The sequence below is a fragment of the Kitasatospora azatica KCTC 9699 genome (assembly GCF_000744785.1).
Classification (GTDB): Bacteria; Actinomycetota; Actinomycetes; order Streptomycetales; family Streptomycetaceae; genus Kitasatospora; species Kitasatospora azatica.
In genome coordinates this window covers 146,556-170,362 of sequence record NZ_JQMO01000003.1, presented here as the reverse complement: position 1 = coordinate 170,362, position 23,807 = coordinate 146,556, and the positions used below count along the sequence as shown (strand labels likewise).

The 23,807-nt window shown below is 72.3% G+C and carries 23 protein-coding genes; 13 read left to right on the top strand and 10 right to left on the bottom strand.

Annotated features, from left to right (window positions below):
• Positions 1 to 3: 3 nt before the first annotated feature.
• Positions 4 to 2,787, bottom strand: coding sequence for a M4 family metallopeptidase (locus BR98_RS41145; RefSeq protein ID WP_232247378.1), 2,784 nt, complete (start codon positions 2,785 to 2,787; stop codon positions 4 to 6).
• 504 nt (positions 2,788 to 3,291) lie between these two features.
• Between BR98_RS41145 and BR98_RS11920 the strand changes: the two genes are divergently transcribed.
• Positions 3,292 to 3,732, top strand: a complete 441-nt coding sequence (locus BR98_RS11920) for a VOC family protein (RefSeq protein ID WP_035844247.1) — start codon at positions 3,292 to 3,294, stop codon at positions 3,730 to 3,732.
• Between the two features lie 136 nt (positions 3,733 to 3,868).
• The gene (thpR, locus tag BR98_RS11915; RefSeq protein WP_051969680.1) at positions 3,869 to 4,486 is read left to right on the top strand and encodes an RNA 2',3'-cyclic phosphodiesterase; all 618 of its coding nucleotides are present in this window, start codon (positions 3,869 to 3,871) and stop codon (positions 4,484 to 4,486) included.
• A 108-nt stretch (positions 4,487 to 4,594) separates the two neighbouring features.
• On the opposite strand, the gene BR98_RS11910 is transcribed toward thpR, so the two are convergent.
• Entirely contained in the window at positions 4,595 to 5,218 is a 624-nt protein-coding gene (locus BR98_RS11910) for a TetR/AcrR family transcriptional regulator (protein ID WP_035844245.1), read from the bottom strand.
• A 112-nt stretch (positions 5,219 to 5,330) separates the two neighbouring features.
• On the opposite strand from BR98_RS11910, the gene BR98_RS11905 reads away from it, so the two are divergent.
• The 4 genes from BR98_RS11905 (at position 5,331) to BR98_RS11890 (ending at position 7,843) form a co-directional block, all read left to right on the top strand.
• Positions 5,331 to 6,128 carry a hypothetical protein gene (locus tag BR98_RS11905; RefSeq protein WP_035844243.1) on the top strand — a complete coding sequence of 266 codons (798 nt, stop codon included), beginning with the start codon at positions 5,331 to 5,333 and terminating at the stop codon, positions 6,126 to 6,128.
• Between the two features lie 55 nt (positions 6,129 to 6,183).
• The gene (locus BR98_RS41140) at positions 6,184 to 6,438 is read left to right on the top strand and encodes a hypothetical protein (RefSeq protein WP_035844241.1); all 255 of its coding nucleotides are present in this window, start codon (positions 6,184 to 6,186) and stop codon (positions 6,436 to 6,438) included.
• Complete coding sequence (locus tag BR98_RS11895) at positions 6,435 to 7,172, top strand: hypothetical protein (RefSeq protein WP_035844239.1); 738 nt, start codon at positions 6,435 to 6,437, stop codon at positions 7,170 to 7,172. Before BR98_RS41140 ends, BR98_RS11895 begins: the two co-directional genes overlap by 4 nt.
• A gap of 71 nt (positions 7,173 to 7,243) precedes the next feature.
• A complete protein-coding gene (locus BR98_RS11890; RefSeq protein ID WP_035844237.1) occupies positions 7,244 to 7,843 on the top strand; it encodes an NAD(P)H-dependent oxidoreductase in 600 nt (199 codons plus the stop codon).
• Between the two features lie 254 nt (positions 7,844 to 8,097).
• Here BR98_RS11890 and BR98_RS11885 read toward each other — a convergent pair whose 3' ends face one another.
• From BR98_RS11885 to BR98_RS11875, 3 genes are all read right to left on the bottom strand, one after another.
• Entirely contained in the window at positions 8,098 to 8,652 is a 555-nt protein-coding gene (locus BR98_RS11885) for a phosphatase PAP2 family protein (protein ID WP_035844235.1), read from the bottom strand.
• Positions 8,630 to 10,051, bottom strand: a complete 1,422-nt coding sequence (locus BR98_RS11880; protein WP_063774780.1) for a diacylglycerol/lipid kinase family protein — start codon at positions 10,049 to 10,051, stop codon at positions 8,630 to 8,632. The genes BR98_RS11885 and BR98_RS11880 overlap by 23 nt, the downstream gene beginning before the upstream one ends.
• A 242-nt stretch (positions 10,052 to 10,293) precedes the next feature.
• The gene (locus tag BR98_RS11875) at positions 10,294 to 10,917 is read right to left on the bottom strand and encodes a potassium channel family protein (RefSeq protein ID WP_232247377.1); all 624 of its coding nucleotides are present in this window, start codon (positions 10,915 to 10,917) and stop codon (positions 10,294 to 10,296) included.
• Positions 10,918 to 11,178: 261 nt separating this feature from the next.
• On the opposite strand from BR98_RS11875, the gene BR98_RS11870 reads away from it, so the two are divergent.
• The gene (locus BR98_RS11870) at positions 11,179 to 12,033 is read left to right on the top strand and encodes an alpha/beta fold hydrolase (protein ID WP_051969679.1); all 855 of its coding nucleotides are present in this window, start codon (positions 11,179 to 11,181) and stop codon (positions 12,031 to 12,033) included.
• Positions 12,034 to 12,070: 37 nt separating this feature from the next.
• Here BR98_RS11870 and BR98_RS11865 read toward each other — a convergent pair whose 3' ends face one another.
• A complete protein-coding gene (locus tag BR98_RS11865; protein ID WP_035844233.1) occupies positions 12,071 to 12,943 on the bottom strand; it encodes a universal stress protein in 873 nt (290 codons plus the stop codon).
• A gap of 333 nt (positions 12,944 to 13,276) precedes the next feature.
• The gene (locus tag BR98_RS11860; protein WP_051969678.1) at positions 13,277 to 13,792 is read right to left on the bottom strand and encodes a hydrogenase maturation protease; all 516 of its coding nucleotides are present in this window, start codon (positions 13,790 to 13,792) and stop codon (positions 13,277 to 13,279) included.
• 172 nt (positions 13,793 to 13,964) lie between these two features.
• Here BR98_RS11860 and BR98_RS11855 point away from each other — a divergent pair, with 172 nt between their 5' ends.
• Genes BR98_RS11855 through BR98_RS11835 form a run of 5 tightly spaced genes read left to right on the top strand, consistent with a single transcriptional unit; the run spans position 13,965 to position 18,486 of the window.
• Positions 13,965 to 15,092: a 4Fe-4S dicluster domain-containing protein gene (locus BR98_RS11855; protein WP_035844231.1), complete on the top strand. Its 1,128-nt coding sequence runs from the start codon at positions 13,965 to 13,967 to the stop codon at positions 15,090 to 15,092.
• Positions 15,089 to 15,535, top strand: a complete 447-nt coding sequence (locus BR98_RS11850; RefSeq protein ID WP_035844229.1) for a Crp/Fnr family transcriptional regulator — start codon at positions 15,089 to 15,091, stop codon at positions 15,533 to 15,535. The genes BR98_RS11855 and BR98_RS11850 overlap by 4 nt, the downstream gene beginning before the upstream one ends.
• Positions 15,532 to 16,326: an FAD/NAD(P)-binding protein gene (locus tag BR98_RS11845; RefSeq protein ID WP_035844227.1), complete on the top strand. Its 795-nt coding sequence runs from the start codon at positions 15,532 to 15,534 to the stop codon at positions 16,324 to 16,326. The genes BR98_RS11850 and BR98_RS11845 overlap by 4 nt, the downstream gene beginning before the upstream one ends.
• A 1-nt stretch (position 16,327) precedes the next feature.
• Entirely contained in the window at positions 16,328 to 17,110 is a 783-nt protein-coding gene (locus tag BR98_RS11840) for an NADH-quinone oxidoreductase subunit B family protein (protein ID WP_035844225.1), read from the top strand.
• Entirely contained in the window at positions 17,107 to 18,486 is a 1,380-nt protein-coding gene (locus BR98_RS11835) for a Ni/Fe hydrogenase subunit alpha (RefSeq protein WP_035844223.1), read from the top strand. The genes BR98_RS11840 and BR98_RS11835 overlap by 4 nt, the downstream gene beginning before the upstream one ends.
• A 45-nt stretch (positions 18,487 to 18,531) precedes the next feature.
• Here the strand turns inward: BR98_RS11835 and BR98_RS11830 are convergent, their stop codons facing one another.
• Positions 18,532 to 19,164, bottom strand: coding sequence for a DUF4389 domain-containing protein (locus BR98_RS11830; RefSeq protein WP_035851723.1), 633 nt, complete (start codon positions 19,162 to 19,164; stop codon positions 18,532 to 18,534).
• 570 nt (positions 19,165 to 19,734) lie between these two features.
• On the opposite strand from BR98_RS11830, the gene BR98_RS11825 reads away from it, so the two are divergent.
• On the top strand, positions 19,735 to 20,259 hold the full coding sequence (locus tag BR98_RS11825; protein ID WP_198042205.1) for a PhoU domain-containing protein: 525 nt from the start codon (positions 19,735 to 19,737) through the stop codon (positions 20,257 to 20,259).
• A 14-nt stretch (positions 20,260 to 20,273) separates the two neighbouring features.
• Here the strand turns inward: BR98_RS11825 and BR98_RS11820 are convergent, their stop codons facing one another.
• Both BR98_RS11820 and BR98_RS11815 read right to left on the bottom strand, forming a co-directional pair.
• On the bottom strand, positions 20,274 to 22,595 hold the full coding sequence (locus BR98_RS11820; RefSeq protein WP_157537692.1) for a heavy metal translocating P-type ATPase: 2,322 nt from the start codon (positions 22,593 to 22,595) through the stop codon (positions 20,274 to 20,276).
• Between the two features lie 14 nt (positions 22,596 to 22,609).
• Complete coding sequence (locus BR98_RS11815; RefSeq protein WP_035844219.1) at positions 22,610 to 23,794, bottom strand: Rossmann-fold NAD(P)-binding domain-containing protein; 1,185 nt, start codon at positions 23,792 to 23,794, stop codon at positions 22,610 to 22,612.
• Between the last annotated feature and the right edge of the window lie 13 nt (positions 23,795 to 23,807).

Sequence of the window (23,807 nt, the reverse complement as noted above, 5' to 3'; positions counted from 1 at the left end):
GTGTCAGCTCACGGTCACGTCGTCGAACCCGGTGTAGGTCGAGTCGCCGGCGTAGTTGTCGTCGTGGGACGTCAGCGTGAGGGTGTAGGAGTGTCCCGCGGTCAGGGCACTGCTGACCTGGGTCCAGCCGGAGCTGGCGACGCAGGTCTTGGCCAGGACCGTGGCGGTGGTGTTGGCGGTGTTGTCCTTCAGTGTCGCCGTGGCCCAGTCGTAGGTGACCGTGTCCGGGCAGGTGACGTTGTACCAGAACGACAGGGTGCCGCCGCCGGTGGCGGTGAACGTCTGCGAGGCGGAGGAGTCACCGTTGGTCGGGGCGGAGCCGCCGAGCTGGGCGGCGTAGGTGCCCGAGTGCGCACCGGAGTTCGCGGCCGTCGCGGTGCCGGCGGTGGTCCAGCCGGAGAGCGAGCCGGTCTCGAAGGTGCCGTTGGTGATCGGGTTCGTGGGCGGCGGGGTCGAGGAGCTCAGTGCGACGTCGTCGTACAGCGTGTACGTCGGATCGCCGCTGTAGTTGTCGTCGTGCGAGGTGAGGGTCAGGGTGTAGCTGTGACCCGCGGTGACCGGCGCGGACGCCTGCTTCCAGCCCGAGTTCGCCACACAGGTCTTGGCCAGGACCGTGGTGCTGGTGCCGGCGGTGTTGTCGGCGAGGGTGGCGGTGGCCCAGTCGTAGCTCACGGTGTCCGGGCAGGTGACGTTGTACCAGAAGGACAGCGTGCCCGTGCCGGAGGGCGCGGTGAAGGTCTGCGCGGCGTTGGCGTCGCCGTTGGTCGCGGCGGTCGAACCGAGTCGGGCCGCGTAGGTTCCGGAGTGCGCGCCGCTGTTGACGACGGTCGCGGAGGCGCCGGAGGTCGTCCAGCCGCTGAGGTTCCCGCTCTCGAACCCGCCGTTGCTGATTCCGGATCCGCCGGTGCCGTTGACCGTCAACGAGAAGGTGGTCGTGTGGGTCGTCGAGGCCCCGGCGCCGGTGACGGTCACCGTGTAGGTGCCGGCCGGTGTCGAGGTGGCGGTGCCGATGGTCAGCTGGGAGGTGCCGCCGGCCGAGACGGATGCCGGGTTGAACGACGCGGTGGCGCCGGTGGGCAGGCCGGAGGCCGACAGGTTCACCGTCTGCGTCGAACCGTTGGTGAGCGTGGTGGCCACGGTGGTGGTCAACGAGCTACCCGGGTTGACCGCACCCGAGCCCGGGGACACCGCGATGGAGAAGTCGTTGCCGACGGTGCAGGTCGGGTCGCCGGACTGGGCGGGGACGCTGACGGCGTCCCAGGCGGCCTTGACCGTGTTGAACTGGGCGCAGGACGGGTCGAGGGTCTTGGCCGCCCGCAACGTCCAGGTGCGGTACATCAGGTACGAGCTGGCGGAGGTCTTCATCAGCTGGGCGTTGTACAGGATCTTGAGGGCGTTCTGCACCCCGATGCCGGTGACGGTGGAACTGTTGCAGGTGGGGCTGGTCGGGCCACCGGCGGGGTTGGAGCCCTGCGCGAGCAGGTAGAACCAGTGGTTGCCGGGGCCGGCCGCGGAGTGCACCTCGGCGTTCGGAATGCTGCTGGAGTAGCAGTTCGGGTCGTTGTTGATCAGCGACGGGTTGTACATGTTGCGGATCGGGCCGGTGCCCACCAGGTTGACCTGGTCGCCGACCAGGAAGTCGGGGACGGCGTACGGGGACGGCTCGTTGATGAAGAACTCGGTCGAGGCGCCGTAGACGTCCGCGACGAATTCCTGGGTGCCGTTGCCGGAGATGCCGCCGGGGGTGTGGTCGTCGATGCCGTGGCCCATCTCGTGGGCGAGGACGTCGACGGCGCTGATCCACTGGTTGGCGTCGTTGTGTCCGACCTGGACCTGGGAGCCGTCGTAGTAGGCGTTGACATCGGCCAGGCCCACCCGGATCGGCCAGGCCCCGCCGCTGCCGTCCATGCCGTTGCGGCCCAGCCACTGCGAGAGCATCCGGAACTCGCCCTGCGCCACGTACTCGGCGTCGACGCAGCCGGTCTCCTTGTTGGTGGCGTCGCCGTTGCCCCAGGTGTCGGTGGACTTGGTGAACGTCGTGTTGGTCGCGGCGTCCTGACACGGCATGTTGGTGATGTTGGTGGGGCTCATCGAGAACGTGCCGCCGGAGGACGTGGTGTTGATGGTGAGCGGCGCGGGGCCGTTCCACGCCCCGGTGCCACTGCCGTGCATCACGTGCTCCTGGGTGTGCAGCACGGCGCCGGTGCGCGCGTCGACGTCCACGCTCAGGCGGCTGTAGCCGTCGTCGCCGGTGCCGTCCACCGTGGACTCCCAGGCCAGGGCGGCCGGCGCCGCGCCCAGCGCGTACACCACCAGTCGGGTGCCCTCCACCTTGGACACCGACTTCAGCTGCGCCGACGCCACCGATTCGGCCTTGGCGCTGCTCAGAGTGGGACTGACCGACAAGGTGCCGATCGAGTGCTCCTGGGCGACGGAGTTGGACAGCACCTGGCCGGCGCTGTTGGTGACGATCACGAAGTCGCCGCCGACCACCGGAACGCCCGAGTAGGTGCGCTCGTAGGGCACGTACTGCGTACCACCCGACGAGGCGACCTGACGGTGGGTGAACTGCTCGTTCGCGCCGGCGTGCAGGAACGCCGGACGGCTGGCCACCAACGCGTCGGCATTCTGGACGGCCAGTGCCTGGGGCGACTCGGGCGCGGGCGGCGGCACTGCCGCCGAGGTCCCGGCGGCGGCCAGGCCGGCGATCAGGAGTCCGGCGGCGGCGAGCGCCGCTGTGCCTGATCGGCTTGGGCGGCGTCGGGAGTTTCTGGCATGGGTGTGCAACTGGCGGCCCTCCCTGGGGGCAGGGGACGGCACGCCGGAACGGCCTCGTGAGTCGCCCTGGAACTGGTGCCGGCCCGGGAAATGGGGGATTTCGCGCACGTGCAGACCGGTCCGTGGCAGAGATTGCCTGCGCCTGGACGCCACCGGATCACGGTGGACGGACGCAGTGCGGTGGGGGTGCCACAGCCGTGAGGTGCGGGCGGTAGGAGCGGCCCAGCCCCAGAACGGTAGCGAAGGAGACTCGGAGTCAACAGCTACTGCTCCAGGCGGGAACATGCCAATGGCTGATCTCCGCCAATTGCCTTGACAGTCCGGCGAGTTCGGCCGGGCCAAAACTCCTCACCGCAGGTCAGAATCCACACGCCAAGGGCGAGCCGGCACCGTGAATCGATCGGGGAGGTGCCATGCTCGAGCGCGCACGCTGCGAATCGTCGAGGATGAAGTGAAAGAGCGGGGACGGCACGCCGCGGCTGATCGTCTTCGGAGGAAGAGGGAGAAACCAGCATGGCGATTCAGCGGATGGACAACGTCGGCATCGTCGTCGAGGACATGGACGCCGCCATCGCGTTCTTCGTGGAACTCGGTATGGAGCTGGAGGGCAGGGCGGAGGTCGGGGGCCCCTTCGCCGACCAGTGCACCGGACTCGACGGCGTCCGCTGCGACATCGCGATGGTCCGGACCCCGGACGGTCAGAGCCGGCTCGAGCTGGCGAAGTACCGCAGCCCCGCGGCGATCAGCGCCGGGCCGCGCAACCGGCCGCACAACATCGTGGGCACGCACCGCGTCATGTTCACCGTCGACGACATCGAGGACACCGTTGCCCGCCTGCGCCCGTGCGGCGCCGAACTCGTCGGCCAGATCGCCCGGTTCGAGGACAGCTATCTGCTCTGCTACGTCCGCGGCCCGGAGGGCGTCATCGTCGGACTGGCCGAGCAACTGCGCTGAGAAGGACCGCCTGGCGGCCGCCACCCGCTGTGCTGGGCGCCCGGGCGCAGCGCGCCCACGGGCCCGGAGGGCGATCCGGGTGCAGGCGGTCGGAGCCGGGCGGCCGGGACCATGGCTGAGGTGCTAGAAATCCCTCGTGGACGATCACCCCGAGCCCTCGACCCTGCGCGTCTTCGTGGCGCTGGCCCCGCCCGACGACGCCAAGGACGAGCTGGCTCGGGCCCTGCAACCCGCCTACGCCGCGTACCCGCACCTGCGGTGGAACCGGATCGAGGACTGGCACATCACCCTGGCCTTCCTCGGTGAACTCCCCTCCACAACAGTGCCGTTTCTGCAGTCGGTGCTCGCCGACAGGGCCGCTTTGCAGCCCGCCCTGCAGCTGGGCCTGCGCGGTGGCGGTCACTTCGACGAGCGACTGCTGTGGAGCGGGATCGACGGGGACCTGAAGGGACTGCACCTGCTCGCCGCCGACATCCGCGACCTGATCAGGTCCTGCGGGATCGAGTTCAGGGACCGTCCGCTGCACCCCCATCTGACTCTGGCACGCTCCCGCCGCGACGATCACACCAGCGTGCCGCATGTCGCGGCCGGGCTCGCCGAGTTCGTGGGCCGACCGTGGCGGACCGAGCGCCTCCACCTGGTCGGCAGCAACATCGGCCGTGGCCCCGGGCCGATCCATTACCGCGACATCGAGGCATGGCGATTCGGCACCGCGATCCAGGCCCAGGGCAACAGCGTTCCCGCCGAGCCGTAGCCGACACGCGAGCGCCGATCGCAACGGTGCTCATGGCGACTGCGACAACTGCTCCTCGGACCGCGCTTCCGCGGACCGTGCTTCCTCGGGCGGCGCCGCCTCGGCCGGTTACCGGATCAGTGTCCCGATGCCGGCGCAGAGCAGGTCCAGGCTGCGGGTGAACTTCTCGTCCGGCCCGTGCGCGGTCGCGGCGGCCACCGTCCGGGGGAAGCTCCGGTGGAGGGCGGCGCCGTCCTCGGCGGTGACCGGCACGGCAGGTGGATCGCTCTGTTCCTGGAGCACGTAGCCGGTGACGTGGCTGAGCACGGTGTCGGCGGCGGTGCCGCAGTGCTCCGGCGGCACGCCGGCCTCGGCGAGGGTGGCGAGCAGCCGTTCCATCAGCGAGAGCGCGCCGGGGCTGAGGGTCTTCGGGCTGCCGGCGAGCATGATCGCCCCGCCGGGGTGCTGCCGGATGCTCTGCCGCAGGGCGACGGCCTGCGCCGTGACCCGCGCCGGCCAGCCTGCCTGCGCGGGCAGTGCGGCCAGGGCGGCGGTGCCGGCCTCGTACGCCTGCCGGACCACCCGGTCGGCCATCAGCTGGAGCAGTGCGGCCTTGCTGGGCACGTGGTAGTAGAGGCTGCCGGCGTGCACGTCGAGCCGCTCCGCGACCTGGCGCACGGAGAAGCCGTGGTAGCCGGTCTGGGCGAACACCGTCATCCCCGCGTCGATGATCCGGTCTGCGGTCAGCTTCACGGCCGCAGTCTAGCGAGCCGCGCCAGCTTTCAAACACTGTTTGAAAATCCTCCGGGCCGCGCTACTGTCATGATCGGCAAAATCGCACACGGCTCGGAGGGGGGTGGTGACGATGGACATCCTGCTGTTCAACGTGACCACGGCGGCACTGATGGTGTTGATGTTCAAAGGCGGTCTGGCCCTGGTCGGCCAGAGCACACTGGGCCGGCGGCGGATCCCCTGGGCGGCCGTCGGTCTGACCGGGCTCGCGCTCGCCGGAGTGGCCCTCCAGCTCTGCTGGTCTGGTGCGATGGGCGCGCTCGACTCGGACCCGGCGAAGTCCGGCTGGTGGCGCGTGGTCACCTCGGTCTTCATGCAGAACGGCGGCTTCGGCGGGGCGGCCTGGAACCTCGCCACCCTTGCCGCCGTCGCGGCCTTCGCAGACTGGTTCTGGGGTGCGCCGCTGACACTCGGCCTGTTCGCCGCGGGCATCCTGCTGCCGGAGCAGATCGACAAGCTGTGGGGCCAGACCTCCCACAGCACCGACCCCCGCAACTTCGCCGGCAGCTCCGGCGCCACCTACTTCCTGGGCGCGACGCTGGCCGCGGCCCTGCTGCTGCGCGGCGGCGCCGAGGAGAACTCCGCAAGGGGCGCCGGGCAGGGTTTTGACGACGAGGGCGCGAGCCGCGCCAAGGCCGTCCGCACGAACCGGCTGCTCGCGCTCGGGGTGCCGGTGCTCGGGCTGGCGATGTGGTTCGCGCAGCAGAACGGACACGGGCTGGTCTCCGCCTACGGCTTCGCCCTCGGCACACTTGCCTGGGCCGCCTTCCGCACCGTCCTGCACCCGGACCGCGACCTCCGGCAGCCGCCGCGCACCACCGTCGCCTCGCTGACCGGCCTCCTCGGTCGGCGGACCCGCAGCGCCGGCTAGCGGGAAGGCCCCCGCCCCGCCCGCGCCGTTCCACCGTGACCACGAGGGAGACAGCATGTCGCAAAACCTTCGCCGGGAAGTGTCGAAGCTCGTCCCCCAGGAGATGGCCGAGCTCCTGGCACAGACCGACCGCGACGTGGCCGGTACGGTCAACCGTGCGCTCGGCGCGGGCGACGGCGCCCCGGGGTTCGACAGCGCCCGTTTGCAGGCCCGCCTGGGCGAGCTCGGCTCCTGGGACGTGGCGGCCGAGGACGGCTCAATCCAGCGGTACGGGACGATGTGCACGCTGATGCGCAAGGACCTGGCATGACGCTGGATTTCGCGGCATTCGTGGCCGATGCGACGGCCGACCCGGCCGTCGTCGGGCTCGTCCTCAAGGGCTCCCGGGCCCACGACGGCATGACCACCCGTCACTCCGACCACGACCTCTACGTCATCCTCGCCGACGACGCGGCGAGCGAGCTGACCGCGCTCGACGGCTACCGCTCCGCGCGCCTCGACCTGGTCGTCACCACCCTCGAACGGTTCCGCCACCCCGCCGACTGGGAGCGGTACGCCATCGCCCGCTCCCGGGTACTGTTCGACCGCCGCGACGGGGAGGTCACCCGGATCGTCGCCGCCATGGGACGACTCGACGCCGAGGAGGCCTTCCGGTCCGGCGCCGACCTGCTGGACGCCTACGCCAACTCGCTCTACCGCTCGGTCAAGAACCACCGCGACGGCAACCCGCTCGCCGGCCACCTCGACGCGGCCGCCAGCATCGGATTCCTGCTCGACCTGCTCTTCGCCCTGGACCGCCGACCGCGCCCCTACAACAAGTACCTGGCCTGGGAACTCGACCGGTTCCCACTGCCCGGCTGGGAGAGCGCCGCGCTGCTCGACACCCTCGCCCGGATCACCGCGACCGGCGAAGTGGCGCCGCAGCAGCAGCTCTTCGCCCAAGTCGAGGCGGCTGCCCGGGCCGCCGGCCACGCGGCGGTGCTGGACGCCTGGGGTGAGGACCTGCTGTTGATGCGGCCCCACCCGGACTCCCCGGCCCACTAGGGCCGCACAGTGGTGGGCAAGCCGGCACCGCCGGGCCGTAGCATCAGCTCCAATCAGCCGAAGGGGGACGGATGATGAGCCGGATCGGTGTCTACCTGGCGCACCCGCGACCGGGGAGCTTCAACCACGCACTGCACGAGGCCGTGGTCGACGAACTGCGCGGGCGCGGCTGTGAGGTCCGGGCCCACGACCTCTACGCGGAGGGTTTCGCGCCGTTGCTCACCGCCGGGGAGACCGGCACGGTGGCCGAGGCCGAGACGTCGACTGACCCTCAACTGGCGCTGCACCGGGCCGAGGTGGCCACCCTGGACGCGCTTGTACTGATCCACCCCAACTGGTGGGGCATGCCTCCCGCCGTGCTTGTGGGCTGGGTGCAGCGGGTGCTGGCCCCCGGTGTCGCCTACAAGCTCGGCACGGCCGACGGCGAACCGACCGGGCTGCTGCGCGCCGGGCGGGCTCTGGTGCTCAACACTTCTGACACGCCGCAGGAGCGCGAGCAGAGCGAGTTCGGCGACCCACTGGAGCGGATCTGGGCGGACTGCGTGCTGCCGTATGTCGGCGTCACCGACGTGCGCCGGACGGTGTTCCGCACCGTGACCGACTCCGCCGCCGAGACCCGCGCCGAGTGGCTCCGGCAGGCCCGCGCCCAAGCAGCTGCACTGATCAGCTGAACCCCGGTCACCCGCCGACTGCGGGCCGGTTTCCGGAGCCGGCCGCACGGGGCCGTCAGGTCCGATCGAGGAGGCGTGCTGATGGCCGCAATGAGCTTCCACCAGCTCGGCCGCGAACTCGCGGCACGCCAGCGCGCGAGGTGACGCCCGGTCAGGCCGTTCGGTTGCCCGACGAGGACGAGCCGCTCAAGCCTCAGGCGGACACTGTCGATGGTGCTAGGCGCGATTTCCGGGAGCCCCGGGCGTCCGCCGTCTCAGGTCTGCGGGGCGAGATGCCGGCCGAGGGCGAGCACGACGGTCGCACAACTGCTGCCCAGCACTGCCCCGGCGACGATGTCGCCGGGATAGTGCACGCCCGTGTGGATCCGGGAGTAGCCGACGGCGCAGGCCAGCAACCCGAGCGGTGCCGTGGCGACAGGCAGTACGGTGCCGACGGCGGTGGCCAGCGCGAAGGCGGAGGCGGTGTGCCCGGAGGGGAACGACGGCGAGGTCGGCATCGGCACATGCCGGTTCACGGGCACCCGCGAGGCCTCCCGGTCCGGGCGCGGACGGCGGGCCAGCCGCTTGCCGACCAGGTTCGCGGTGAACGAGGCGAGGCCGACCGAGGCCGCGCCCACCAACCCAGCGCGCCGGCACGGTCCCGGGATCAGCATCAGCGCCGCCGTGACCGAGAGGTTGATCTTCGAGTGATCGGCGGCGGCGGAGAGCAGCCGCAGGCTCCTGTCGAGCGCAGGGGTTTCTGTCGCGGCGACAGCAGCGTAGAGAGCACCGTCGAGAGCGGCCAGGTCATGCAGGACGGCGTCGTTCACGCGCGTTACTCCCTTCGGTGCGGGCGTGCTCGGCGGAACTCGGTCGCGTGCCGGGCTGCGCGCCGCCGCCCAAGCGCGAAGGGAGCGCGAGGCCGACCACGTCCCGCCAGTCCAGGGGCCGAGTGCGGTCCTGCTTCAGCGGGTCCGCGCCGGGGCGGTCGCGGGGCACGCGGACGCGGAGTGCTCGGGCCGCGAGGGAGCACTGGACCGGGGTCGGCAGGCTCAGCGCCTCGCCGTCGACCGCCACCGGGATCTCGGGCGCGGCGGCGTTGACGGTGACCTGGCGGGCCGTCAGCGTCGAGATCCCGCCCGCCCGCGCGCGGCGCAGCGCCAGCTCGGCGGCCTGCGCGGGACCTTCGACGCGCACGCCGAGGACACCGAGGACGCCCTTGTCCAGCCGGGGGCGGTGGCCGAGGCTGAGCGGATCCGGCGCGGCGTAGGGGTTGTTGCTGACCAGCAGTGCCTGCGGAGCGTCGAGGCGGTGTTCCCCCGCTTCGACGGTCAGCCGCGGGCCGCCTTCGCCGAGCAGCAGCTCGGGCAGTTGGTCCAGGACGGTGGTCGCCTTGGCATCGCGATACTGCGGGCTCTGGACGATCTGCGCGTAGGCCCCGAAGGAGACGGTGTTGACGAAGGGCCGGCCCGCCACCCGGCCGAGGTCGACGCGCAGTTCGACGCCGTCGCGCAGCGCGTCCAGACAGGTCGAAGGGTCGGTGCGGTCCAGGCCGAGGTCCAGGGCGAAGTGGTTGCGCGTCCCGGCGGAGATCACCAGGAACGGCAGGCCGTGCTCGGCCGCGACCTGCGCCACCAACGCCTGCGTGCCGTCGCCACCGGCGACGCCGAGCAGGTCGGCGCCTTCGGCGACCGCCTGGCGGGCGAGCGCGGCGACGTCCTGCTGTACGGACGTGTCCAGCAGCACCACGCGCGCGCCCAACTCCTCGGCGCGCCGGACCAGCTCGAAGCGCTGGACCTTCCCACCGCCGGACTTCGGGTTCATGATCAGCACGGGTCGGCGTGGCGCCGGCGCCTCTCGGGTCGGCATCGGCTTCGGTGGCCGGGCCGCCCGCAGCGCGGACCGGGCGCAGGTCAAGCCGCCGAGCCACAGCGCCAACGCCAGCAGCACGATCAGCAGCACGTGGTGCGCGACCGCCAGCACGATCACGCCCACCGGTGCGGCCACGGCCAGGACCGCGCCGACGACGCGCGGCAGTCCATGGTGAGCCAACGCCCACCAGCCGCCGACCGCCATCACCGCCAGCCCGGCCAGGCCGGCCAGCAGCACCACCAGCCCGTGCGGCCCGGTGAGCAACACCGTGACCACGGCAGCGGCCGCGCACAGCAGGGCGATCCTTGCCAGCACGCGGGCCCGCCGTTCCGCTGCCGCCACCGTCCCGCCCGACATCGGCTCACCTGTCCTTGTCCCTGTACCTGTCCGCTCGGCCCGCTGAAGGACCGCTCGGCCCATCCACGCGCTCGGCCCATCCACGCGCTCCGGTTCGGTCACCGTAACCGGCACGGCACCTGACGGCGCGCCAAGTGGCCCGCGCACGACGCGGCGCGCACCGGCCCCACCCGATCGGCGGAGCCCGCTCGCAGCCCGGGGCCGGAGTATGGACTGAACGCCCGGTGGATGGGCGCGCCGCTTCAGCCGAGTTGTCCTTGGCGCTTGCGCCGGTCGAGGCCCGCATTGACGGCGCCGATGAGGACGTGGGCGGCGAAACCGACCAGCACCAGGTTTCCGAGCATCTGCAGCACCACCGTGAGTCTTGCCGGCTCTGTTTTGGGCGCGATGTCACCGAAGCCCACGGTGGAGAACACCGTGACCGTGAAGTAGACGGCATCTGTTCGGGTCAGGGGCTCGGTGAAGGAAGCGGATTGGCTTCCCGCCATGAGGAAGTAGGTTGTCGCGAACAGGAGGATGAACAACGGGAAGGTGACCGCCAGCGCCTCGGCGGCCTTCAGTCGCGGGTACTGGGACTGGGCGATCGAGCGCGTCTGCCAGGCGAAGAGTACGGCCACCGCGAGCAGGCCGAGGACCAGCTTGACCGCCGTACCGACGCTGAAGGCGTTGTCCAACGGCAGCACGTAGTACGCGGTTACGAGGGCGGTGGCGGTCAGGGTCGGTCTCAGCAGTGCGCGCAGCACAAGACGGCGCCTCTTGCGGGTCGGAAGGTCGTCAAGCTCTGGCAGCCGATTCATCCCGGTGTCTCCAACCTCCAGTCCGTGTGACAGATGGTCAACCCCCGAAACAGCCGACAGGCGGCGCACCGGCGGTTGAAGCGCTGTCCCGGTCAGTCTGGCTGCCGGGGCGGTCCGGAAAAGTCCACGCCACGAGAGTAGAGGCTCAAGCGCCGCCGGACAGGGAGCCTGCGAGGCGCGTTGACCTGGCGTCATCTGACGCTGCAGTAGCGTCGCTGCGCTTGATGTCGAGATCTTCGCAGCTGAGTGTGTAGCGCCGCCGGTCGTGGGGCGGTGTCGCCGGTGCGGGGTAGCGTGGCCACGGTCACGCACCTGCCCGGGAGGTTGACGATGCACTCGACGGTCCGTACGTTCCGCACACCCGAAGGCATCACGCTCGGGGTCGAGCACTTCGGCGATGCGGCCTCGCCCCTCGTGCTGCTCGCGGGCGGCACGACCATGCTGTCGTGGCCCGACGCGCTCTGCGAGTCGCTCGCGCGCGGCGGACGTCACGTCGTGCGCTACGACCTGCGCGACTGCGGCGCTTCGACCACCGTCGACCCCGAGGCGCCCGCGTACACGCTCCGGGATCTCGCCGCCGACGCGGCCGCGCTCGCCCGCGGACTGGCCGACCGGCCGGCGCACCTGGCGGGCATCGGCGTCGGCGGGATGGTCGCCCAGGTCGCCGCGCTCGACCATCCGGACGTGTTCTCGGCGCTCACCCTCGCCGGGACGCGGCCCGTCGCCCCCGGCCCGGTCGACGACGATCTGCCCGACCACGACAAGGCGGCCATGGAGCGACGGTTCGCGCTCCCGATGCCCGACTGGTCCGATCGCGCCGCCGTCGCGGAGTTCGCCGCCGCCAGAGCGGAGATCCTCGGCGACGATCCCACTACGGCACGCGCCACCGCCGAGCGCGTCTTCGACCGCACGCCGAGCACGGATCCCGCGCTCCAACTGGCCAACCAGATGGGCATGGTGTTCGCCAAACTCGACTGCACGCCGCGCTGGCGTGAGCGCCTGCCCGAGCTCGCACTGCCGACGCTCGTGCTGCACGGCCGTCACAACCGGTTCTTCCCGGTCGGCAACGGCGAGGCGCTCGCGCGCGAGATCCCCGGTGCACGACTGCTGGTGCTCGAACAGGCCGCGACCGCGATCCCCGACGCGGCCGCCGAGGAGGTCGCCGCAGCGATGCTCGCGCTCTAGAGGTCCCCGCTGTCGATCGACTGGTGCCCGGTCCGCCTCAGTGGTGCGGTACGACCGCGACCGGGCAGCCCACGTGGTGGATCACCGCGTGCGCCACTGGTCCGAGGTGTGCCCCCACGGGGCTGCGACGGTGGCGGGCGCCGATCACCAGCAGTTCGGCCGTCGCCGCGGCGTCAACCAGGGTGAGTCCGGCGTGGCCGCGCAGCAACGCGGTCTCCGTTGGCAGGTCGGGGTAGCGCTCCAGCCAGGGCATCACCGCCTCCTCCAGTGCCTGCCGTTCGGGCTCGGCCAGTTCGTCCTCGAGGCCGCCGATCGCGCCGAAGTGCATGTACTCGGTCCCGGCGGGCGGACCCCACGCGTGCACCACGGTCAGCGAAACTCCACGCCGGGCGGCTATTTCGAAGGCGAAGGCCAGGACCTCCTGGCACGGGTGCGCGAGGTCCAGGCCCACGACCAGGCCCTGCTCCGCGCTGCCGTCCGAACTCGGCCCGTCCGTCAGGTCGGACGGCGCACGCACCAGGACGACCGGGCAGGTGGCGTGGCCGAGGACCTGTTGGCTCACCGAACCGACCAGGAAGCCGCGCAGTGCGCTGAGCCTGCGCGAGCCGAGCACCAGGATCGCGGCTCGGTCGGAGGCGGCCTTCAGCACCGCGACCGCGTCGTCCGGCACGTGTGTCGCGCGCACCTCCAGTCCGGGGAAGCGGGACCGGATCGTGTCCGCCTGCGCGGCCAGTTGCTCACGCCCCCAGCGCTCGGCCTGCCCGGTGCCCAGCGGCCTGCTCGGCCCCCAGGGCCATGCCTGGAGAACCTCCAGCGGAAGCTCGAGCCGGGATGCCTCCCGCGCGGCCCACTCGACGGCCGCTCGGCTCGGGTCCGATCCATCGAATCCGGTGATCACACGTTCGCCCACTGCGCGCCTCCATGCCGGGTCGCTGCTCAGAGCGATGGGTCCGGGCTTCTATCGTGCTCACGAGGTAGCGAGCCGCGCACGCCGATCATCATGCTTCGGCGGCCACCGGCCTGGCACGAGTGTCGGGAGCACTCGCGACGCCCGCCGCGAGGTGGTCCCGGTCGGCGGGCGAGGGCGGCGGCTGTGTCCAGTGCCTGCTCGCCGCGCCGCAGCAGTGCCCGGTGACGGGTCGTTTCGTGGATGCCGAGCGCCTCACCGGTTACCGGCGGTACCGCGTGGACGAGACGAAGAGGCAGGCGGCGGCGCGGCGGAATGCTCCCAGCTGCGATCCGTTCAACGTGTCGTCCGCAACCTGTCGGTGATCGCGGGGACCGTGCGGAGATCCTCGGCGATCCGCTCGGTGAGGGGTTCCACGGCGGCTGCGACGGCTGCCGACAGTCCGGTCCCGAGGCTGCTGTCCGTTCCCTCGATGGCGTAGACGACGAGCCGCCTTGGCAGGCGGTCCAGCGCGCGGGCCAGTTCGACGGCTTCACCGAGTCCGAGGCCGTGGGAACTCGTCGGGCCGCCGGAGGTGGGCAGTTGTCTGCCATCCAGGTCCAGGCGGTGCACCCGGCCGGGATGCCCGGGGTGTGCGTGTGCCGCGTCAACCACGATGGCGAGGTCGGTGGCCTCCCACAGGGTGATCAGTCGGGCAGGGTCACCGTCGCACACCCGTAGGACGGTCCCGAGGGGGAGCGGTCGCTGCTCGGCGCGTTCCGCGAGCCGGGCCACCACGGCCCAGCCCACCCCGTCGTCGTGGCGGTACTCGTTGCCGACACCGATGACGACGCTCCGCGCGGTGAGTTTCATGCGGGTCGCCCTCCCCTTCCGTGGTGCTCGTCAGTCGCCGGTGGGGCCCGGCGTGGTCCGTACGGGGCAACGGCGCGGCCACCTGGAGCACATCGGCACTGCCGTCCCAGGTCCGGTGGCAGGCCGGTGTCCATACTGGGCGGGGCGGCAGCATCGGCGCGGGAGGTGGACGGTGGCGGACGGCTCGGCGGTCATCGACAAGGACGGGCTGGACGCGCTGATTGCGGTTCTCGTGGGCCGGGGCCGCACGGTCGTGGGACCGACGGTCCGCGACGGTGCGATCGTCCTCGCCGAGATCTCCGGTGGCGACGAACTCCCGTACGGCTGGGGCGTCGAGCTGGAGGCCGGCCTGTACCGGCTGCGGGCGCGCGAGGACGGCGCCGCGTTCGCGCACAGCGCGGGCCCGCAGTCCTGGAAGACCTTCCTGCACCCGCCGCGCGAGCGGCAGTGGACGGCCGACCGAGGGGCTGACGGTCAGCTGACGGTGACGCAGGACCGGACACCGCAGCCGTCGTACGCGTTCCTCGGAGTGCGCCCCTGCGACCTGCGGGCCATCGCGATCCAGGACCGGGTGCTGACCGGCGGGACGTACACCGACCCGGCCTACCGGGGGCGCCGCGAGCGGGCCTTCCTGGTGGCGGTGGAGTGCACCGAACCGGGCGCCACCTGCTTCTGCACGTCGATGGGGACCGGTCCGGCCGTGGGGCCCGGCTACGACCTGGCGCTGACCGAGGTGCTCGACGCCGAAGGCCACCGCTTCCTTGTCCGGGCCGGGAGCGAGCAGGGGGAGTCGGTCCTGGCGGAGCTGCCGCGCCGCGCCGCCGACACCGCCACCCGGACCGCCGCGCGTGAGCGGGTCGCCGAGGCGGCGGACCGGATGGGCCGCAGCATGCCGCTGGTGGACCTGCAGCTCCTGATGCGTGAGACCCTCACGGCCGAGCGCTGGGACGACGTGGCGGCCCGCTGCCTGACCTGCGGAAACTGCACGATGGTGTGCCCGACCTGCTTCTGCACCAGCACCGAGGACGTCACCGACCTGACGGGTGACCACGCCGAGCGCTGGCGGCACTGGGAGTCCTGCTTCGACCTGGACTTCTCGCACCTCCAGGCGGGCCCGGTCCGGGACAGCTCGCGCAGCCGCTACCGGCAGTGGGCCACCCACAAACTCGGCACCTGGTTCGACCAGTTCGGCAGCTCCGGATGTGTCGGCTGCGGGCGTTGCATCGTCTGGTGCCCCGTCGGTATCGACATCACCGAGGAGGCCCACGCGCTGAACCGGGAACGGGACGGGGCGCCATGACCGTCGTGCGACACGGCTTCCTCGGCGCGCTCCCGCCCGCCCACCGCGACCGGCTGGCCGGATTCGCCCGTGACGTCTCCTTCCCCGCAGGCACCCGCGTCTTCGAGGAGGACGGCGTCGCCGACCGGTTCTGGATCATCCGCTCCGGGGTCGTCGCCCTCGACGTGCACGTTCCGGGGCGGCGCGCAGCCGTCGTGGAGACGCTCGGCGAGGGAGATCTGCTGGGCTGGTCCTGGCTGTTCGAGCCATACCGCTGGCACCTCGGCGCACAGACCCGCGCGGCCGTAGTGGCGTCCGAGTTCGACGCGGGGCGGGTGCGCGCCGCGTGCGAGGAGGATCCCGCCTTCGGCCTGGCGGTGACCAACTGCGTCGCACAGGTGATCGCCCGGCGGCTGAAGTCCACTCGCACGCGCCTGCTCGACCTGTACGGGCCTCCCCGATGACCGTTCCCGTACCGTACCGGGTGGTGGAGTGCGAGGCCGCGACGCCCGACACCGCCACGATCGTCCTCGAACCGGTCGAGGCGGCCCTGCAACCGTTCACGCCAGGGCAGTTCGCGATGGTGTACGCCTTCGGCGTCGGCGACATCCCGCTGTCGGTCAGCGCGATCGACGGACACCGGCTGACCCACACCGTCCGCGCGGTCGGCGCGATCTCCGGCGCGCTGCACGCACTGCGGCCCGGTGGGATCGTCGGGGTGCGCGGCCCGTTCGGCACCGGCTGGGAGCTGTCCGCCGCCTCCGGGCTCGATCTGCTGGTGGTGGCCGGCGGCATCGGTCTGGCGCCGCTGCGCCCGCTCGTGCGCGAGGTGCTCGCCACACCCGGGCGGTACGGGCGGTTGAGCGTCCTGATCGGCGCCCGCGAGCCCCGCGAGCTGCTCTACACCGAGGAAGTCCGTAGCTGGCAGGGATCGCTGACCACCGTGGACCGGCCCGACGAGCGGTGGCAGGGTGAGGTCGGCGTCGTGACGACCCTGCTGGACCGGGCCGCCTTCGATCCGTCGTCGGCGGCCGCGTTCATCTGCGGCCCCGAGCCGATGATCCGGGCCACCGCCGGCGAGCTGGTGCACCGAGGCCTCGAACCGGACCGGATCCGGGTCTCGCTGGAGCGGAACATGCACTGCGCGACCGGCCACTGCGGGCACTGCCAGCTCGGCCCGCTGCTGCTCTGTCGCGACGGGCCGGTCGTCACCTGGAGACTCGCCCAGCCCCTGCTCATGGTCCGGGAGTTGTGACATGACCGCCAGCAGCCGCCCGAAGCTCGCCGTGTGGAAGTTCGCCTCCTGCGACGGCTGCCAGCTCACCCTGCTCGACTGCGAGGACGAACTCCTCGGCATCGCCGACAAGGTGGAGATCTCGCACTTCCTGGAAGCCTCCAGCGCGACCGGTCCCGGCCCGTACGACCTGTCGCTGGTCGAGGGCTCGGTGACCACGCCACAGGACGTCGACCGGATCCAGCACATCCGTGCCGTCTCCCGGCGGCTGGTGACCATCGGCGCCTGCGCGACCGCCGGCGGCGTCCAGGCGCTGCGCAACTACGCGGACGTCGCCGAGTTCCAAGCCGTCGTCTACGCCAGACCGGACTACATCGAGACGCTCGCCACCTCCACGCCGATCAGCGCCCACGTCCCCGTCGACTTCGAACTGCGCGGCTGCCCCATCGACCGAGGCCAACTCGTGGAGGTCATCACCGCCCACCTCGCGGGGCGCAAGCCGGACGTACCCGCGCACAGCGTCTGCTTCGAGTGCAAGCAGCGCGGCACGGTCTGCGTGACGGTGGCCCACGGCACGCCCTGCCTCGGTCCGGTCACCCACGCGGGGTGCGGCGCGCTCTGTCCCGCGTACGGGCGCGGCTGCTACGGGTGCTTCGGCCCGTCCGACTCGACCAACTTCCCCTCCTTCATCCCCCTGCTGCGCCGCGACGGGATGGACACCCTGGACATCGTGCGGGTGCTGCGCACCTTCAACACCGCGGCCCCCGAGTTCGACGCGGTCTCCCGCGAGGAGCTGGACCAGTGACCCACCGCGGTTCCAGGGTGCTGCACGTCGGATCGCTCGCCCGCGTCGAGGGCGAGACCGCACTGTACCTGCGGATGGACGGCGACCGGGTCGCCGAGGCCCGGCTGGCGATCTACGAACCTCCGCGCTTCTTCGAGGCGTTCCTGCGCGGACGTTCCCACACCGAGCCGCCCGACATCACCTCCCGGGTCTGCGGGATCTGCCCGGTCGCCTACCAGCTGAGCGCCTGCCGGGCCGTCGAGGACGCCTGCGGCGTCGTGGTGGACGGGCAACTGGGCGCCCTGCGGAGACTGTTGTACTGCGGAGAGTGGATCGAGAGCCAGACGCTGCACATCCACCTCCTGCACGCGCCGGACTTCCTCGGCTGCGACAGCGCGATCGACCTGGCCCGCACCCGGCGCGCCGACGTCGAACGCGGCCTCAGACTCAAGCAGGCCGGCAACGCGATCATGGAGCTGCTCGGCGGCCGGGCGATCCACCCGATCAACGTCCGCCTCGGCGGCTTCCACCGCGTCCCCACCACGGCCGAACTTCGCCCACTGGCCGAGCGGCTGCGCCGGGCCCGCGACGACGCACAGGAGACGGTGCGCTGGGTGGCCGAGTTCGAGTTTCCCGACGCCGGCTGCGACAACGACCTGCTCGCCCTGGCCGAACCCGGCAGCTACGCCATCGAGTCCGGCACCCCGACCGTCATGCCTGCGCCGAGCACCGCAGGCCTTCCCCCCGGATCCGCTCGCTCGCTGCCCACCCGGACTTTCGGGGTGCGCGAGTTCGGCGGCCACGTCGTCGAGAGCCAGGTGCCTCACTCCACCGCCCTGCACTCCCTGCTGGACGGCCGCCGCCACCTGACCGGCTCGCTCGCCCGCTACGCCATCAGCGGCCGCTGGCTCTCCCCGATCGCCCTGCAGGCCGCCCAGGACGCCGGGCTCGGCGACCCCCGGCAGGGCACCGTCTGCCGAAATCCCTTCCGTAGCATCGTCGTTCGAGCGGTCGAGGTGCTCCACGCGGTCGACGAGGCACTGCGCATCATCGAGGCCTACGAACCCCCGCCCCGTCCGTACCTGGAGGTGCCCGCGCGAGCCGGGACCGGTCACGGCGCCACCGAGGCGCCGCGCGGTCTGCTGTACCACCGCTACACCCTCGACGCCGACGGGACCATCACCGACGCCGGCCTGGTCCCGCCGACCGCGCAGAACCAGGGCGCGATCGAGGAGGACCTGCGCCGCCTCGTGCAGCAACGCCTGGCGGACGGCGACCCCACCGATGCCGAGCTGACCACCCTGTGTGAACGGGCGATCCGCAACCACGACCCCTGCATCTCGTGCTCGGCCCACTTCCTCGACCTCACCGTCGAGTGGACCGGGAACGGGTGGTGACCCCGAAGCAGCTGACCTCCGCGCCGATGAGGCGGCCGAGGCCCTTCAGCGCTGTGGCTCAGCGCCGCCCAGGTCCAGCCGGAACGGCGGATACTCGTCCGACATCAGGGCGGCGTACACCGCCACCCGGACCACCCACCGGTTGAGGCCCATGACGAACTCGAAGATCCCGCCGGGGTACTCGCCGGTGAACGCCAAGGCGATGACGGCGATCAGCACCAGCACACCGATCAGATTGCCCGAGGACCATGTGCCGCCCAGGAAGAAGCCGACCACGAGGTAGTGGGGGATGGCCAGGAGCCACCACTTCACCAGCGCCAGGCCGCGCGAGAGCTGTTCGGGGTAGGCCACCGTCAGGCGGGTCGGATAGTCCGGCACGTCGGCCAGGGTGAACGGGGGGTACCGGTCGGTGCCCAGCGCGCTGTACGAGTAGTAGGCGACGCGCCAGTTCCAGCGCAGGACGCCCACGTTGAAGTCGAAGATCGCCCGTGGATAGCGGCCGGTGAACAGGATCGCGAAGAACGCCACCACGGTCAGCACCAGGAACGCCAACCACAGGAACACCAGGATGACGTAGTGGGGGATGGCGAGCAGCCACTTCACGAGCCAGAGCCAGCGTGACAGCGGGGCGTCGAGCACCGCCTCCAGCCGGACGGCCTGGACCGTTGCCGATGACATGTCGATCATCCCTCCTGGCGGACCGCCGACCGACGCGAGTCCGGCCGCCGGGTGCGGGCGCGTGGCGAAAACCCCGATCCGAATCGACTTACGGGCGGGGCGGTGGTCCGCCGAGCACGAACGGCCGGCCGGAGGGCCGCGACGACGGAACGCGCCCGAACTCGGGCCGGTTCTCGCTCACGTCTCCAGCGTCTCGCCGTCGGCGGTGGCACCACTGGTACCAGATCGCCCTTCTCGCGCCCGTCGGTTCGCCTGGCCACCACCCGGCACGACCACGAGCCGGGGCAGCTCGCGACGGCCCGAACGACCGCTCAGTCCCGCCACCGGCAGCACGGACGCATGCCGGACGGCTCGGCACCCGCCCCCGGGTGCGGTGAGACTGGAGGAGTACGACGAAGGCGGCGGAGCCGGCCCGCAGCGAGAGGGAGTCGACGGATGTCTGGGAACGAACAGGACGCGCACGGTCGGCTGTCCGGCGAACTGGCCGATCTGGTCCGGCTCGCGAGCACGGCGCTGAGTGAGGTCGCGGACGGGCTGACCGCTCCCCGGCCTCCCGCCGGGGAGACCCCCATGGCCACCTTGGAGGGTGCTGCGATGGCTGCCGAGAAGGCCTTGTCCGAGCTGCGCGAGCGGATCGAGGAGGATGCGGCCGGAGTGTTGCGCGGCGGGTCACCGAAGGTGTCGGATCGGCATGCCATCGTCGTGGGCGTCCACGTGGGCAGCGAGGTGGAGTGTCTGGCAGACCTCGTCGAGCAGCTGCTGCGACTTGCCTGGTCGCGCCAGTCGACGGCGCCGTGGCCGGACCGGCTGCGCGTTCCGCTGCACGGGATGGGCGCGGTCGCGCTGGCGATGCTCGCCAAGGCCGCCGACCTGCTGGAGTCCGAGGACGCCGAAGCCGGTGCGGATCTTCTAACGACCTCTCACGAGGTCGGCCAGCGTCAGCGGTTGCTGTACGAACTGCTGCTGTCCGGGGCCGAACCGGTCGCGGCCGGCGACATCGCCGACGCGACCCTGCTGGCCTGCCACTACCAGCGCTGCGCAGGCCACGCCGTGTCGATCGCGCGCCACGCGGCCCTGTTCACGGCAACCGCGTAGGGGCCGGGCCGAGCTCAGGGCGCCAGCGAGAAGTAGCTCTCCTCCTCCTGGGCGAAATGCAGCCGAAGCACGGTGTGCAGCCCGTAGAGGCAGGCGCGCAGATCGTCGAGCTGTTCCGGACGCAGCTCGCCGGCCGCGTCGGCGAGGGCGAGGTGGGTGGCCAGCCGGTGGGCGAGCCGGGCGATCTCGGTGTGCGCCCTGCTCATCGTGGTGGTCGCCTCGGGGCCGCCGAGTGAGGCGGCGAGGGCGGGGTAGAGCTCATGCTCCTCGGCGTCCTCGTGCGGCAGCAGCCGCTCGGTCAGCAGCCGGTGGACCGCCCGGACGGCCTCCAGAGCCTGCGGCCCGATGCCGTCGGCCAGCAGATCAGCGGTGTCGCGGACCGCGTCCAGGACGTCGCGCAGGTCGTCGTGCTCGGCGGCGAAGCGGTGGATGAGGTCCTCGGTGGCGGGTTCGAGGTCCGGTGGCCCGGTGCGGTCCGGGCGCAGTGCGCGCAGCGCGTTGAGGATGACAGTGACGTCGATGGCCTCCTGGAGCAGGGCGCCGGGGGCCGGCGGCAGGAGCCCGAAGGCCGCGGCCGCCATCGCGATCAGCGAGAGCGCCATGCCGCCCAGCGCGCTCTGCACCGCGATCCGCCGGGAGCGGATCGCGATCGTCAGGGCGTCGGCGAGGCGGTCCACCCGGTCGGTGGTGAGCACCACGTCGGCGGCCTCGGAGGAGGCGCTGGAGCCGTGCGCGCCCATCGCCACACCGACATCGGCGGCGGCCAGGGCGGGGGCGTCGTTGACACCGTCGCCGACCATCACCGTCACCGCCCGCTCGCGTTCGGCTCGCACAGCGGCGACCTTGTCGGCCGGGGTCTGCTGGGCCCGCACCGTGTCCAGGCCCAGCACAGCCGCCACCTCCTGGGCGGGCTCGACCCGGTCGCCGGTGAGCATCAGCAGCCGCTGGATGCCGGCCGCGCGCAGCCGCCGCATCGCTCGGGGGGCGTCGCGGCGCGGCGGGTCGCGCAGCAGGACGGCGCCGGCGAGGACGCCGTCCACGGTCAGCCAGACGAGGGCTGCGCCGTCCAGCACGGCCCGGTTGTCGACCGCTCGCGCCCAGGCGGGCCCCGCTTCCGCCGACCCGAACCGGCCCACGCTGAGCTGCTGGCCGTCGACGTTCCCGGTGGCGCCCCGCCCGGGCTGCTCGGCCACGTCCTCGGGCATGCTCAGCGGCAGACCGCGCGCTGCGGCCTCGTCCACCAGCGCCCTGGCCAGGACATGCGGGGAGAGCTGGTCGAGCGAGGCCGCCAGCCGGAGCACCTCGCCAGGCCGCCGGCCCGGCGCTGCCGCCACCTCGATCACGCGCGGGCGGCCGGCGGTGAGCGTGCCGGTCTTGTCCAGCACCACCGTGCGGGCCCGGCCCAGGTTCTCCAGCGCGCCGCCGTCGCGCACCACCACGCCGAGGCGGGCGGCCCGGGAGAGTCCGGAGACGATCGCCACCGGGGCGGCCAGCAGCAGCGGGCAGGGTGTGGCCACCACCAGGACCGCGACCGCTCGCACCGCCGAGCCACTGACCAACCAGGCCAGACCGGCCACCGCGAGCGACAACGGCAGGAACCAGGCCGCGTAACGGTCGGCGAGCCGCACCACCGGGGCGCTCTGCGCGCCGGCCTCGCGGGCCAGCCGGACGATCTCGGCGTAGGTGCTCTGCTGCTCCGTCGCCTCCGCCCGCAGCTCGAAGGCCGTTCCCGCGTTGACCGCGCCACTGCGCACCCGTTCACCGGGCGGCCGTTCGACCTGCTGCGACTCGCCGGTGAGGACCGACTCGTCCAGTACGGCCGGGGAGGCACCCTCGATGCGCCCGTCGACCGGGACCACCTCGCCCGGGCCGACCACCAGCAGGTCACCCACCGCCACCTCGGCCAGCGCCACCGTGCGCACCTGCTGCCCCGTGCGGCGGCGGGCCGAGCGGGGGGCGTGCTCCAGCAACGCGCGCAGTTCGTGGGAGGCGCGCCGCTGGGCAGCCGCCTCCAGCGTCCGACCGGTGGCCAGCATCAGCGCGATCAGGGCACCGGCCAGGTACTCGTGCACCAGCAGGGTGCCGATCAGGGCCAGCACCGCGATCAGGTCGACTCCGGCGCGGCCGCGCCGCAGGGCGGCCACCACCCAGGCCAGGGCCGGTGGTACGGCCGCCACCGTGCCGAGAGCCCAGCAGGCGTCCGCCACGGCCGGAGCCCCGGCGAGCCGGGCCAGCCCGCCGGCCACCAGCGCCGCCGTGGTGACCGCGAGCAGCGCGACCTCGCCGCCGTGTCCGGTGACTACGAGGGAATGCCGCCCGTGCTTCCTGCTCGCCATGCTCGAATCCCAGGTCAGGGGGTGCCGGCGGCGGCGGTGGCGTCGATGATCAGCTGCCAGGTGGCCGGGTGGAGGACGCTGCCGCGGTGGGTCACCAGCACGGCGGCCTGCAGCGGGTCGGTCGGATCGATCGTCAGCGGGCCGCCGCCACGGGTCAGGTGGTGGAGCAGTGCGGTGACGTTGTGCGCGTAGGCGATCGAGGCGGTGGTGGGAACCTGCGCGGGGAGGTTGCCCGCGCCCATCACCGTCACTCCGTCGCCGACCAGCGTCCTGGTGTCCGCCTCGGCGCACTCGACGTTGCCGCCCAGAGGTCCGACAGCAAGGTCGACCACGACCGAGCCCGGTTGCATCGCCCGGACCGCCTCGGTGGTGAGCAGCATCGGTGGCCGCCGGTCGGCCGGCTCGACGGCTGTGAGGACCAGGTCGAAGCGCGGGAGCACCTCGGCCAGCCCCCGACGCAGCTCGTCCTGCTCGGTGTCCAGCGCCCGGGCCAGCCCGCCGGCGCCGACCACGGGAGGTAGGTACGGCAGGTCGAGCAGAGCGGCGCCCAGCGCGACGACCTCCGCGCGTTGCTGCCGCCGCAGCTCGTGGGCGTGCACGAGCGCGCCGAGGCGGCGTGCGGTGTCGATCGCCTGCAGGCCCGCCGGGTCGGCGCCGATGACGAGGACCCGGACGGGCTCGAACGCCGTGTCGGCAGAGCCCCAGGGCTGCAGGCAGCGGCTCAGGTGCTCGGCCCCGGTCAGGACCGCCCGGTAGCCGGCGACCCGGGCCTGGGAGGCTCGGGCGTCCACCGGCCGAGCAGCTGAGGTGCCGACGGCGCTCATCCCCTGTGGCACCAGGTCGAGCCCGATCGCCGTGAGGCGCTGGTCGGCCCACTGGCGGACCAGAAAGGGGATCAGGGTGGGCCGCAGCAGCCCGATCAGTAGCTGGCCGGGGCGGAAGCGGTGGGTGGGGCCGAGGTTCGGGGCCTGCACACCGAGCAGCACGTCGGCGCGGCGCAGCAGTTCGGCGTGCGGGACGAGACCGGCTCCGGCCGCGGCGTAGGCCTCGTCGGGGAACCAGGCCCGGGTGCCGGCGCCGGGCTCCACCAGGACGGTCAGGCCCAGTGCGCCGACCACGCGGACCAGTTCGGGGACGAGCGCCACCCGCCGTTCGCCGGGTGCCGTCTCGCGCAGGACCCCCACCGCCATCGCCGTCATAGCCCGGTCACCG

Coding starts and splice junctions, on each gene's coding strand:
- BR98_RS11920 (WP_035844247.1), top strand. CDS start 3,292: ATGGCGATTCAGCGGATGGACAACGTCGGCATCGTCGTCGAGGACATG.
- BR98_RS11905 (WP_035844243.1), top strand. CDS start 5,331: ATGGACATCCTGCTGTTCAACGTGACCACGGCGGCACTGATGGTGTTG.
- BR98_RS41140 (WP_035844241.1), top strand. CDS start 6,184: ATGTCGCAAAACCTTCGCCGGGAAGTGTCGAAGCTCGTCCCCCAGGAG.
- BR98_RS11895 (WP_035844239.1), top strand. CDS start 6,435: ATGACGCTGGATTTCGCGGCATTCGTGGCCGATGCGACGGCCGACCCG.
- BR98_RS11890 (WP_035844237.1), top strand. CDS start 7,244: ATGATGAGCCGGATCGGTGTCTACCTGGCGCACCCGCGACCGGGGAGC.
- BR98_RS11880 (WP_063774780.1), bottom strand. CDS start 10,051: ATGTCGGGCGGGACGGTGGCGGCAGCGGAACGGCGGGCCCGCGTGCTG.
- BR98_RS11870 (WP_051969679.1), top strand. CDS start 11,179: ATGCACTCGACGGTCCGTACGTTCCGCACACCCGAAGGCATCACGCTC.
- BR98_RS11860 (WP_051969678.1), bottom strand. CDS start 13,792: ATGAAACTCACCGCGCGGAGCGTCGTCATCGGTGTCGGCAACGAGTAC.
- BR98_RS11850 (WP_035844229.1), top strand. CDS start 15,089: ATGACCGTCGTGCGACACGGCTTCCTCGGCGCGCTCCCGCCCGCCCAC.
- BR98_RS11845 (WP_035844227.1), top strand. CDS start 15,532: ATGACCGTTCCCGTACCGTACCGGGTGGTGGAGTGCGAGGCCGCGACG.
- BR98_RS11840 (WP_035844225.1), top strand. CDS start 16,328: ATGACCGCCAGCAGCCGCCCGAAGCTCGCCGTGTGGAAGTTCGCCTCC.
- BR98_RS11830 (WP_035851723.1), bottom strand. CDS start 19,164: ATGTCATCGGCAACGGTCCAGGCCGTCCGGCTGGAGGCGGTGCTCGAC.
- BR98_RS11825 (WP_198042205.1), top strand. CDS start 19,735: ATGGCCACCTTGGAGGGTGCTGCGATGGCTGCCGAGAAGGCCTTGTCC.
- BR98_RS11820 (WP_157537692.1), bottom strand. CDS start 22,595: ATGGCGAGCAGGAAGCACGGGCGGCATTCCCTCGTAGTCACCGGACAC.
- BR98_RS11815 (WP_035844219.1), bottom strand. CDS start 23,794: ATGACGGCGATGGCGGTGGGGGTCCTGCGCGAGACGGCACCCGGCGAA.